Origin of the sequence: Candidatus Syntrophosphaera sp., assembly GCA_019429425.1 — a bacterium.
Lineage (GTDB): Bacteria > Cloacimonadota > Cloacimonadia > Cloacimonadales > Cloacimonadaceae > Syntrophosphaera.
In genome coordinates, this window is sequence record JAHYIU010000073.1 from 1 (window position 1) to 12,630 (window position 12,630).

Here is a 12,630-nt window from a genome sequence, read left to right on the forward strand (position 1 = left end):
AATCAGTCAGGTCATGCAAATCTGCCTCAGTAGCTCCAGACACTACGACACCTCACCTTATAGAGCCGATCTGATCGAACCATGGCAGTTGAAAATCAGGCTGGTATAAAAAATGGGGGAATGCCAGGATTATTTTACTTGACATTATTTATATGCTCAAGTATTCTGGAGGCAGAAAGCATGATGGCATCGGAACCAAGGAGGTGTGTCATGAGGAAAGCGTATCTGCTGCTTCTGATCTTCCTTATGGGCGGCGCCGCTCTCTCCGCCTACAATGGAGAAGTGCATGAAGACATCGTCCGGCAGGCGATCGAGTATCTCAACCATATCCATTACTTCGATAATTATTCCACCCTGGCCAACCATGACGCCGTGAACGCCCTTTTGCATCACTCCATCGCTGAGGACCATGAGGACTGGATCTACGGTTACGGCCAAAAGGGCGGCCCCGTGCCCTACATAGAAGGGATCAGCGAGATCGCGATAAATTTCATCAAGGGCCAGTGCATCACAGTGACGCATTTTTGGAACGCGGACATGATAGAGCCGGTCAACAGCTCCGGGCACAATCTGGTCAAAGGCAAATGGCTCGGAGGCGAATTTACCATCCACAACATCCCCTCCGCGCAAAGAAAGGCGGAAAGGATGATCCATGGCAGCGGGATCCGCCATTTCCGGACCTTGGAATTCAGTACCAAGAACAAAGACCACAGCTTTGCCACCGTCGCCGAACCCAAGGTCCCCTCGCTGACGGTCAATCTGTACAGCACCAAAAGCAAGTTCCGGATCGCCATCAACAGCGTCGACGATTACATCCTGGGCCACAACGTCCTGATCTTGGGCCGCTACGGGAGAATGGGCAAATATTCCGCTTATGAGATCCCCTATCACGTGCACCTATCCGACGAAGACTGGGAAAGGATGATGCGGCAGACCGGGAATTGCGAAGAGTACAAGTATCTGGGCAGGCTGGCGCATCTACTTTCGGACATGAGCGTTCCCGCCCACGCCCACGCGGACAATCATGGGATACTTCCGGTCCTGGGCGCGCATAAATATGATGAATGCGACGCCTACGAAGGCTGGAACATCCAGAGCACCCTCAAATCGCGGGGAGGCTATCTGCATGCCCGCTCCGGGGTGAAATGGACCTCCGCCGACGTGGCAAGGATCTATGGCTATGAACTGATCCCCGTGCCGTCCGCTGCCGACAGCCGGGATTTCCTTTATGACCTGTTTTACTGCGTGAACCAGGTCGCCGCCATGTTTCCCAGCAACGACTGCGACGGCGATTTCAACGCCAATCCCGAACACCCCTTCTCAGAATATCCCTTCATCCTGGAAATGCAGGCCAGGATCCTGGAAATGCACGGCGGCTCGACCGATTTTCAGAAACACCGGGGAAAGGATTTTACGGAGGAGGAGTTGGACAAGATCCAATACATCTGCATGCCCATGGCGATCCGGGCGGTTGCCACTTTGCTCCACTGGTGGGGCTGTCGCTACGGTTATGAGCGTGCGGAGCTCAGACACTCCGATTGACTTGCGGGCCAGGTTTACAGGCTTTGCCTAAAAGGCCTGCCCGAAATTGAAATGGAAGCAGGTTGATTCCCGGCCAAATCCGACGTCGAAGCGCAGCAGGAAATTGGACAGCTCCAGTTTGATCAGGATGTCGATGTCCGGCAATTCCAAACGCAATCCTGCCGTGGGATTTCCCGGCCAATCGCTCAAGCTGGCCTCCCGCAGTTCCGACCACACTTTTCCCGTGTCCCAGGCCAGGATGCCACCCAGCTTGCCATAGACCGGAAAGCGCAGTTCAGCATTGGCGACGGCCATCACGTTGCCCAGGTATCTGCCGGCGGGGCTGCCGCGCAGCGTGTTTTCGCCTCCCAGGGAAAGGAGCGACTGCAGATGGAGATCATCATCCCCGCCGTTTCTGGAGATGTGCTGGCCCAGCAGCCTGAGCGCCAGAACGGTGTTGGGATAGAACAGCACCGAGTAGAATTGCGCGTTGAGGGTATACTTGATCTTGGAATCCCACAGCCCGGTGATAAATTTGCCGGGGTCGGGGGTATATAATGTCACGGGTTCCACCTCCTGCTGCAGCAGCAGGCCGCGGTAGGGGTTGTAAAAACTGTCGCGCGTATCATAACGGAGATTCTCGAACAGGCTGGAATACTGCCTCGTGGAAGTGTCAGCCGGGAAAAACTCGTTCTCCAGCAGGCCACCCTGTTTGAAGCCGGACATTTTCACCGACCTGAACCTGTATCCGAGCTGCCCGATGAAATGGGAACTGAAAGACCGGCTGAGAGAGGGCCTGACTTCCCACTCCTCCAAGGTGTAGTATTCCCTGTCCTTATACTCCGAGGTGTCCCACAGGCCAAAATAGTTGGCTTTGAGCTTATTGCGGTATTCCGCCCTCAGATCCACGGCATATCCGTATTTCCGCCTCTGCCTCAGGTCGTAGTCCGGCAGGGAAACATCCAGCCGGCACTTCATGTCGCCTTCCGTATTGCCGTACAGGGTCAGATAAAAAGACTCATTCCTTTTCAGGGCGCTGAGCAGATAAAACTCCAGGTTGAGGCCCATGCTGCCGCTTGAAGGTGCCGGCACCGGCATGATGGACAGGCTCGGTTTGTGGATTTCCAAGGGCCCATACAGCTTGGGGACCCCTTCCAGCGATTTGCTGATGTCCAGGTCCACCTGGACGCCGTAGTGGTCCGAGGCGAAGACGCCGTCCACGGGCTGATCCAGGACAATGGTGCTGCGGATGCTGTCCGTACCCGCGAATTTCTCGTTCAGGAAGATGTAATCCAGGCGCCGGGGCAGTTTCGCCGCGATGGCGTTGAATTTGTACCAATTGTCCCGTTTTCTGCCCCTGGCGTCGGTAAAGCGCTGCGACCAGAAGGTGTTCGTGTTGTTGACGGCGTCCCAGGTCACCGCCAAAGAGTCCGGCGTGATGGGCAGATGCACGAAGCGTCCCCGGGTGATGAAATCCCGCACCACGTCGGACTGCGGCTTCTCGTTGAAGTCCGCGCCCACGATCACGGGCGTGCCGGCAGGCAGCCTCTTTATGCGCCCCAGCAGCCTGGCCATTTCCGTCTGCCTGCGTCTGATGCCTTTCTGCCAGCGCCGGTAGAGTTCTTCATATTCATAGTTCAGGATCTCGCCGCTGTCCCGCATTGAGGTCAGGCTGTCCAGCAGTGCCTGTTCGTCCCGGGGGGCGGCATTGAGATGGGTGCTGATGAGATAGACCGGCTTGCCGTCGATGCTGATCCTGCCCACCAGGGCGGAAACGGTCTCGTCAAAATGAATGGTCAGCCTGTCGCTATAGATCCCCGGGGATCCGGAAAGCTTCCAGTCGTCCCATCTGGTCAGGTTCAGCTCCTTTCTGGCCAGGATGGAATTGCCTTCCTTGAATTTCCAGGGAGGGCCCGCGCCCAGCACCTTGATCCCGGCGATGCAGACCTGGTGGATCTGGTCCATGTCCAGATCCTTGGCCAGGCGCCGGGTATAGCGGTCCACCGGGCTGGTTTCCTGGATGAAAATGACGTCCGGATCGGCTTCTTTCAGGTTGGCGAGCAGGATCTGGTAACGCTGTTCGAGCAGGGAAGGGCTTTCCCACATGCTGAATGCCAGCCGGCCTTGATAATCCGTCCCGGACCAGACATTGATGTCAATTATCCGAAACGGCCTTTCGTCCCCGGCCGCAAGCAGGCTCAGGAGACTGAGCAAAAACATACAGATCACCAAAGTTCTGATACGTGGCATTGTTCTCACCCCCAAAAACTGGCATCACAATATCTAATGGCATTTAATTGGCACTCTAAAAAAAGTCAAGCAAAAAAAAAGGGCATTCAGAAATATCCGCCTTATTCCAACAAAATCAGCCTCTTATCCACAGGATACGCGAAGGAAACATCCGGGCGTTACGCCTTTTTCAGCCCGTGTTACGATTGCCTGCTCTCTTTATCCGTCAATCAGTCCAATCCGTTTAATCCGTGTGAAATGATCTTTTCTCCTCCTATCCCATCTTTTTCTTGACAGCAGATCTTTGGGGCGCAAATCTGCGTTCGGGAGAAAAAGATGAAGAAAAACCGCGCCATCCGGGAAATATCCTCGCGCCTGCAAAGTGCGGCCACGCCTGCCTGCCTGGCCCTGGTGACCCTGCTCTGCGTTTTTTCTCTCCTCCCTTTCGGCTCCCTTTCAGCCTGCGCGATGAGCGCCCTGATCGCGGCCCGGGGCCACACCCTGGACGATTTTGCCCTTCGCGGCCCGGCGGCTGAATACTGGCTATACGACGATCCCTGGGACTATTTTGGCATGCTGATGGCAAATTCCAACGCCTATTCCAACAACGACGGCTACGGCGTGGCCGCCTATGCGGAAAACCAGCCCAAACTCTCAGCCAGCGGGATGTGGTACAAGCGGGTGCTCTCTTTTTCCGATCTGAACCGGGTCTATTACACCGGCAGCTACCTGAATCCCGATGTCCATTATGACACGGAAGACGGCGACGTGCTCGACACGGCGCTGAACGCGATCAGAGGCGGAGAGGGCCAGCCCGTGATCGTTTTGGGCCACGTCCGCAGCGCTTCGGGCCGTACTTTGGGCAACCATCCCTTCTTCTTCGGGTACCAGAAGCGGACCTTCAGCTTCATGCACAACGGCTTCTGCGATTCCGCGAGGGCCTTCATGATCGCCCGGATCAGGCAGGCGGACCCGTATTGGTTCAACCTCCATCCCAACAATCATTTCCAGGATCCCGACCCCCTCAACTGGGTGGACACGGAAGTGCTCTTCCACTACATCATGAGCCACGTGGTGGCCCGCGACGGTGACGTCCTCAGCGGCCTGAACCACGCCCTGCTTGGCTTGAGAAGCTATCTCGACAGCCCAACTTCCGGGATCTACAACTTCGTCATGTCAGACGGCGAACGGCTCTACGTCTACCGCAGCACCCCGCGGACGGGCGCCAATTCCGGCTACAAACTATCCTATCGCTCTTTCGGCGGCCAATTTTACGCGGTTCGCACCCTCGGCCCCCAGCCCGGCGATACCGAACTCGAAGGCCGCGAATTGGTTGTCTTTGACCGCGGCCGCAAGCCGCTCCACTATCCTGATTTTGCCAGGGAAACAGTCTACTCCTCCGCCCTGGGCGTTTCAGCCTCCCAAACCCGGGACAGGCCGGAGGAGATCGTTCCCGCAATAGTGGCCGGCCCCAATCCTTTCCGGGGCTTCACCACCCTGCGGATCAGCGTTGCCAACAGCGGCGAACTGGTCACCACGGTCTGCAACGCGAAGGGCCAGCCGGTCTGGTCCCGGAGCAGGCAGATCGACAGGCCCGGCACCATCAGCGTGATCTGGGACGGCAAAGACGACCGGGGAAAACCGCTGGCACCGGGAATTTATTTCATCAAAGCTGAGACCGATGAAAAACGGCTCCGGGCCAGGGTGGTCCTGCTAAAATAGCCTCTTTTGGGAGCAGGGGAAACGCGTGAGGCCAGCCCGATCCTTTGACCTTGGTCAAATTTTGCCAACACCTTGCCCTTCCCGTTCGTTAGCAGGGTATGAGAAACGCCGGAGAATCAAATGACCGACCCGCAAGACCTCGTCAGGCTGCACGAACGGGCGCTGCTCAATTTCGCGCTGCAACTGACAAGGTCCGAGGACGACGCGGAAGACCTGCTCCAGGATACCTGGATCAAGTGCCTGGCCTTTCAGCAGTTGCTGGACGGCATGACCGAGCAGAAACAGCGCAGCTGGCTGTTCACCGTGCTCAAGAACAGGTGGCTGGACATCTGCCGCAAGCGCAAGCTGGAACGCCTCGTCGCCAGCCAGGCCGCCCCGGTGACAAACTCTCCGGTCCCCTTATACCAGTTGGAAGACAAGCTGGACAAGCTTCCAGCCCTGGAGCGGGAGATCGTCTACCAAAAATTCTGGCTGGGCTCAAACAGCCGCGAGATCTCGCAAGAGCTGGGGATCCCGGAAGGAACGGTGCGCTGGTGCTTGAGCCAGGCCCTGGGAAAATTAAGGAAAATAATGCAGCAGAGTGAGAAGGAGGAACGATGTCTACTCTGATAAAGAACATTGGCATATTGGACGCCCGCCAGGCGTCTGCGGAACAGGTCCGCGAGATCGGAAAAATCTATAATGTGGGCTGCCTCGTGGTCAGTCCGGAGAACAAAGCTGAATTTTCCCGGATCAGCATGACGAACGTGGGCAAGCTGTTCGAACTGGATGGCGGCTACAAGCTGCACACCGGCCCGATGGAGATCACCAAACAGCTTCTGGAGGATTCCGAGGAAGGGGTCAAACTCTGCATGGTCGGGCCTCTGGACGTCGCTTCGGACATTTCGGAGGAACTGCTGCAGGCCAAACTGGTGGGGCTGCACATGGTCGGCCCGGCTTCTGTGCCGGAAAAGCTTTACGGGATCTTCATGAAAAAGGTGAAAGACATCGTCGGCAACGTCGCCATCGAGCCTGAGGGCGCCGTCAAGGCCAGAGGCAAGCTCACCATCACCAACGACTACCTCCGCGCCATGGATGACCACAGCGAATTTTCCGTCTCCGGCCATGTCAAGCTGGATAAAGATGTCGATCCCGCCCTCTTTGAGCAGAAGATCGCCTCCCTCCGGGTCGCCGGCCCCATCAACTTTCACGAAGGCCAGGAGAAAATGCTCAAAAAAGTGCTCAAGGACACCGAAAAGACCCGCATCAAGATCCTCCGCTTCGATTACCACTATGTGCCCGGCGGGACCGTGATCGACTCCTTCACCCTCATGACTTTGGGAAACAAAACCATCTCCTGCTACGGCATCCTCTTCCTCCACGAGGAGGTGACCCATGAACTCATCCAGGAAAAGAACGTCCGCTTCGAGGCCGGAACGGTCTATTTCCCCAAATCCGTGATGCGGGAAATGGCCTCCCGCCTGGGCCCGGAAACCAAAGGCATTCCCTACGAACCGGAAAAGACCGACGTCGTGGCCTGCGAACAAACCATCACCCAGGCACGCCTGGAAGCCATGCCGGACAAAAACACCCTGGTGGTGACCGGCATCCTGAACCTCGACGACGATATCAAACTGGATACCCTCTCTGCCAAGATCGCCACCCTGGACAACTACGGCGAGATCATCGCCTCCAAAGACGTCGCCAGCATCCTGCAAGGAAAACTGCGCATCAACGATGGCAGCATCCAGGTCAGGGGCGAAAAGGACCTTGACTTCGATGAGAGCGGCTTCGACAACGTCATCGAAAACGTGGCCACCTTTACCCTTTGAAGTTTTTCCGGATCCAGATCCTTCTGTGGCAGGGATCAGAGCCGTCTCCATCCATGCAACCCCACAGGCGCTTTCGGGACTGAAAAAGCCTGTCGGGGAGGGCGGGGACTTACTATAAAGGTACTGTATTGCGCATAGCCCGGGCTCAAAGCCCGGCGCTACATCGCTTAGCCCCTACGGGACAGGCTGAACGTACGGCTTCATCCTGGATTTTCTCCCTAAACCTTCACACTCATTCCCAAAACCACAGAGCATAAGCGTATTTACTTCCATAACAACATCTTATCCCAATATCGCCCTTCCTCCCACTTAGGTGGCCCCCCTTATCATTACGCTATCAATACGGACTCATTACGGACAAAGTCCGTAGTGAGTCCGTATTGATAGCGTAATGATAAGGGGGGCGACTGGGGGAAAGAGGGAAAAACGGAACCTGGAAAAAACCATGCGGCCTCGGTATCACCTCGCTGGAGTCGAGCCCGCCCGCAATCCAGACAGGTAAAAACACATTCAATTTGAGCATTGGCGGGCATGGACTCCAGCAATAGAGATCAAACGTGGTAAAGTCCGAAGGACGACAGTGCATTAGCACGGTATGGAGCGCAGCGGAATGCCGTGGCATGAGGTTCGTGTGTTTTTTTTCTAACCCACCTTATCCCAAGCGAAGCAAAAAATAATCCCAACACTATATCCTTCACATTCGTTAGATAAATGCAGACGCGATGTTAAGGAGATAACAATGAAGAACATCAACGAGACCAACAAGCTTGCCAACACGAACATTTCCCTGAACCCAGGGGACGGCAACAACACCGGGATCAGACATACGGAGCCCCATGCCCAGGTGCCGGATGTGCACATCCTGAGAAACTGGAAGCTGCACTGCCCCTGGGTGATCAAACCTGTGCACTACTATCCATAAGCTGTAGACATTACGCGGACTGAGACACGGTCTTCAGGCCGCCATAACGATCGTATACGCGATCGAGCCTGCCCCCAAACCCCTCTCAGTATTGCAATTCCTCCAGAAACACCTTCTTGAGGGTGGCGGTCCCGGGCCTGCCATTCAATAGGTCAAACTGGTCTTTGCGGATCGGGCAGCTGAAGGTTTCGACGGCTGGGGCGGAGTTTCTTTCCGCGGGCAGGAGGGTGAAAGTTTCGCGGAATTCCGAGCTTTCGCCCAGGGTGCTTTCCAGCCCTGAGTCCGCCGGGATGTGGATCTCCGCCAAAACTCGGGAAATGGCTGCTCCGGTGGAGTTTCTGATCCTCACCACAAAGAGATGGGAGGGGGTTTCCAGATCGCTCGAGCGGGTGTATTGCACCTCCCATTGGAGGATGTCGGCATCGGGCAGGTTGGTGAGGAAAAAGTCCCTTTTGACGAAGATCCCGGATTCCGCGATGTCCTTTTTGAGAGCTTCCAGCATCTTGAGTAAACTGATCCGGGAGTATTTTTTGAGTTCGGGGCGCATGTTTGGCAGATAGTCGTAGGGGTCGATCTTTTTCAGGTCCGGGACCGCGTCGGGCTGATCGTGGCCCAGGGTGGCGCTAAGCTCGTTGTAGAGGGCGTTGACGGCGTCCTTTTCCCTCTGGGGCAGGCCGGCATTGAGCCGTAATTCGCGCTTGAACCACTGGTCCGGAGTGTAGTTGGCCACCTTTTCCCAAGGCAGGATCAGCAAAACGATCCCGATCAGGACGATGAACAGCAGGATGGTCAGCAGCACGCTGCCAAAGGTTTTCTTTTTCCTGGGTGCCTCGGGCTCAGGTTCGGGGGCCTGGTTTTCCGGCCAGGGCGCGGGCGATTCCGGTTCCCGGAGATGCTTGTCCTTCTTCATCTTGGCTTCCTTTGCGCCCTATCTTTCAAGGTTGAAGTTGAAGGCGCTGCCGCCTTTCTTGACAAGTTCCACGACGATCCCCAGCACGAGGATGGACAGGATCATCCTGCCCAGTGATCTCTTCTTTTTGGTCCTGGCCATATGGCGCTCCTTGTTGCATAGTTTAATACATCAGGCATACCGCTTCCGTTTTTTGTCAAGCAGAAATTCGCTTTCGCGATTCAGATGAATGCCCCTCCGGCCTGTTTTCATTAGTTTCGGCCATCCCGGAACCGGGTTCGATCCGGTCGAAGGGTGCTCTTGCTCGGATGCGGTGTTTACACAAGCATCAATGCTCAAATCGCCTCCCATGGTCATCAGAGCATAAAAACTCAGCGCATCATCTTGACATAGTTCTTCTGTAATCAATGCCTCATATGATGCCAAAAAACTAAATGTACAACCCGGCGATCCTCTCCAGAAGCTCCGGTTTTTTAAGGCTTTTGATCCACTCCGGCGGAATGGATTCATAGCCGTAAAGCAGTGCAGCCAGACCTCCGGCCACGGCGGCGACGGTGTCGGTGTCGTCTCCCAGGTTGGTGGCGGCCAAAACGCACTGCCGGTAATCGGAAGTGTTTAGCAGGCAATACATTGCAGCTTCCAGGGTGTGGACCACATAGCCTCCGGAAGAGATGTAATCAGCGCAATGGCTTTGTTCCGGATCGGTGCTTCCCTGGCTGAGGTCTTTTTCCAGCAGGCGCCTCAGTTCCGCGCAATCGCGGGTGGAGCAGGCGGTGGAGTCGATCAATTCCCGGATCTCGCTTTGGGTATGGCGCGCGGCCTCGAACTTATCCACCCCGTCGATCAGTTTTTCGGCATATTTGAGATACCAGAGGCAGCAAAGCACGCTGCGGATGTGTGGATGCGTGAGGGCGCTGGCTTCGGCGACGACGCGCAGTTGCTCGCCGATCTCCAGATCGCGGATGTGGATGAGCAGAGGCAGGATGCGCATCAGGGCACCATTGCCGTTCGCGTCTTCGGCCGGTTCAGAAAGCAGATCGCGCAGGCGTTCATGCTCTCCTGAAGCGAGGATGTCTTTCAAAACCCGGATGGCTTTGCTGGTCTGTCCGCCCACGTCAAAAGCCTGGTCCCGGGCGCTGAGGTAGCCCTCATAGTACCATTGGACAAAGCGTTGCGCCTGATCGGCGAGGTCGTAGCCCCGGGCCAATGATTCGGCCAGGCAGAGGGTGAGGGAGGTATCGTCCGACCACAATCCGATCTCCTCCTCCCGCGCGGGATGAACCTGCCCCGAGGCATCCACGCTCACGCCCATGTCTGTCACGGGCCGTAGTTTGCGGCTTTCCCGGCCGGCAAATTGCCAGGGAAATCCCAGCGCGTCGCCGACCGCCACGCCGTAGACGATCCTTTTCATCAATTCCGCATTGTTCATCTCCCCTCCTTGTGCCGGGATTCTTATCCGGATGTGCTGATCCGGAATTTCAGCCCTGCCTCGATCTTGTAAAGTGAGCTATCCGGCCTGTCAGTTACGGTCAAAACCTTGGGCAGGAGGCCTTGGAATACCTTGTATTCATCGCAATAGATGGTTACCATCCTCCCGATGAAGCGTCTGTGGGGCAGCAGCACGATCGAGCCTCCGGGGCCGAATTCCAGGCTGTAGTCGCGTTCCTCAAACATTTGAACGGGAATGGCGGCAAACATATCCTGCTCGCATTTCTCGCATACATGTTCCACCTTGTCCTTCCGAGCGGGCATCCGGTCAAACTGGACAAGATTATATTCATCATTCATCCTTTCCCGCCTGTAAGGGGCATGGGACCTGGACACGGTTGTCCATCTGTCCTCTGGTCCAATCTCCAAATGCGGGATCCAGAGCGTGGGAGGAAGTCCGGTTAGGGTGTTGCGGCTGCGATAGGAAAGGGTTAGTTCGTGTTCCTGGATGTGAAACCTGGCCTGCCAGGAATCGAACTTGTCCAGCCTGAAGCGGTGGGCGATTTCGCCGCTGCGGGCTTCCCAGGCGCTTTCCAACTGCATGAAGGTGTAGCCGTCAACGTCGTCCAGGATGATGCTGGCGGCGATCTCATCCTGATTCAGATGGAAAGAGTTGTCCAGTTCAGCGATGTAGGATCCGGCATAACCCGCGAATTCCAGGTCGGTCTTGGCCTGAAAATACGCGAAGGGGCTCACTTTCAGGGCGGTGTAGAGCCCGCGCCCCGCCTGTCCGATCACGAGGAAATGGACCAGATATTCCCCGTCGTCCAGCAGCCGGACGTTGCCCAACAGCTTATCCGGAGAGAAGGTGAACTCCGGCTCCCTGCCTCGCTGGCCCTTTGCGGCAGATGGCTTTTCAGGCAGGGGGAAGCTGGGCAGGTCTTGTTCCCTGGAGGATCTGATCGAATCCAGATAGACCTGGAACAGGCTTTCAGCTTTGTCGTCACTCAGTATGCGAAACATCTGTTTCCCCCTCCCTTATTTTGTATGTGGCGGACACCGGAGTTTCCTGACATAATTTTGGCAGCTCCAGAGTGAAAAAGGCCCGGGCGTCCTCGGTATCGAGGCCTTTGTATTCCAGGTAGTTGCGGAATTTGTTCCTGAGGCGGGAATGGATCTGATCGACATAGTCCTTGCTTTCCCGGCCCAGTCTTTCTGTTTCGATGTTGCCCAGCGCCTCGTAGTACTGGCAGAGGGCGTTCAGGTCCTGGGGCTCCCAGTCCTCCTTGAGCCAGGCGCGAAGCTGGGAAGCCCGCAGCCGCGCCTGCAGGTCGTTGATCAGGTCATGCAGCGTTTTGTAATTGCGGCCAGGCCGGGTCAGCCCCTCATAGAGAGCCTCATCCGGCAATCCGTCGTCGTTGCGCAGAGTTTCGGTGGACCGCCCTGCGTCCCGGGAATTGATGAGTTCTTCGATGAGCTGATTGTTGCAGAGGATCAGGTTGTTTTCCAAGACCCTGTAGAGATAGCGGTAAAAGCCTTCCCCGTCCAGCGCGGCCAGTTTATTGCCCAGGATCCCGGCCTGCGGCTTCAGGCGCAGAAAGAGCGCAGCGGCGCGGGCGGAATGGACCTCCCAGCGGTTCCGTCTGCTCAGTTCGCAGAGTTCCCGGATCATCTGGTTCTGCTTCTGGCGCGCCCGGTTGGAAAACTCGATAAGCAGGTAAAACCCATCCCTCTCTTCCAGCCAGGAACAATCGCCGCAGAGCAGTTTCCAGATCCCTTCCAGGATGCGGGTGAAATCCAGTTCATGGGTCCCGAACTGGCCTCGCCAGGATCTGTAATCCCCTTCGTCCACTCTCATCGTGCTATACTCTCTCCTTCCCGGCCCCACCTTTGATCTCTGAAGCAAAACCGGACTTTGCCAAAGTCCACGCTCCGGGATTTTTTGTCAATCGGAAAAATATCTGGCATTCCCCCATTTTTTATACCAGCCTGATTTTCAACTGCCATGGTTCGATCAGATCGGCTCTATAAGGTGAGGTGTCGTAGTGTCTGGAGCTACTGAGGCAGATTTGCATGACCTGACTGAT

10 protein-coding genes are annotated in these 12,630 nt (G+C 56.2%); 5 read left to right on the top strand and 5 right to left on the bottom strand.

Translation table 11 applies throughout. From position 1 onward, the window contains the following. Positions 1-210 precede the first annotated feature (210 nt). Entirely contained in the window at positions 211-1,542 is a 1,332-nt protein-coding gene (locus K0B87_07675) for a hypothetical protein (protein MBW6514619.1), read from the top strand. A gap of 27 nt (positions 1,543-1,569) precedes the next feature. Here the strand turns inward: K0B87_07675 and K0B87_07680 are convergent, their stop codons facing one another. Further along, positions 1,570-3,741: a BamA/TamA family outer membrane protein gene (locus tag K0B87_07680; protein ID MBW6514620.1), complete on the bottom strand. Its 2,172-nt coding sequence runs from the start codon at positions 3,739-3,741 to the stop codon at positions 1,570-1,572. Between the two features lie 345 nt (positions 3,742-4,086). Between K0B87_07680 and K0B87_07685 the strand changes: the two genes are divergently transcribed. The 4 genes from K0B87_07685 (at position 4,087) to K0B87_07700 (ending at position 8,205) form a co-directional block, all read left to right on the top strand. Continuing rightward, complete coding sequence (locus K0B87_07685) at positions 4,087-5,472, top strand: class II glutamine amidotransferase (GenBank protein MBW6514621.1); 1,386 nt, start codon at positions 4,087-4,089, stop codon at positions 5,470-5,472. A gap of 120 nt (positions 5,473-5,592) precedes the next feature. Continuing rightward, positions 5,593-6,081, top strand: a complete 489-nt coding sequence (locus K0B87_07690) for an RNA polymerase sigma factor (protein ID MBW6514622.1) — start codon at positions 5,593-5,595, stop codon at positions 6,079-6,081. After that, on the top strand, positions 6,069-7,283 hold the full coding sequence (locus K0B87_07695) for a hypothetical protein (protein ID MBW6514623.1): 1,215 nt from the start codon (positions 6,069-6,071) through the stop codon (positions 7,281-7,283). Before K0B87_07690 ends, K0B87_07695 begins: the two co-directional genes overlap by 13 nt. Positions 7,284-8,022: 739 nt before the next feature. Further along, on the top strand, positions 8,023-8,205 hold the full coding sequence (locus tag K0B87_07700) for a hypothetical protein (GenBank protein MBW6514624.1): 183 nt from the start codon (positions 8,023-8,025) through the stop codon (positions 8,203-8,205). Between the two features lie 85 nt (positions 8,206-8,290). Here the strand turns inward: K0B87_07700 and K0B87_07705 are convergent, their stop codons facing one another. The 4 genes from K0B87_07705 to K0B87_07720 form a co-directional block, all read right to left on the bottom strand. Further along, positions 8,291-9,115, bottom strand: a complete 825-nt coding sequence (locus K0B87_07705) for a hypothetical protein (protein MBW6514625.1) — start codon at positions 9,113-9,115, stop codon at positions 8,291-8,293. Between the two features lie 430 nt (positions 9,116-9,545). Then, positions 9,546-10,544, bottom strand: coding sequence for an ADP-ribosylglycohydrolase family protein (locus tag K0B87_07710; GenBank protein ID MBW6514626.1), 999 nt, complete (start codon positions 10,542-10,544; stop codon positions 9,546-9,548). Positions 10,545-10,567: 23 nt separating this feature from the next. Next, positions 10,568-11,566 (bottom strand): hypothetical protein, encoded by a 999-nt coding sequence (locus K0B87_07715; protein ID MBW6514627.1) that lies wholly within the window; start codon positions 11,564-11,566, stop codon positions 10,568-10,570. Further along, entirely contained in the window at positions 11,547-12,401 is an 855-nt protein-coding gene (locus K0B87_07720) for a hypothetical protein (protein MBW6514628.1), read from the bottom strand. The genes K0B87_07715 and K0B87_07720 overlap by 20 nt, the downstream gene beginning before the upstream one ends. Positions 12,402-12,630: the final 229 nt, after the last annotated feature.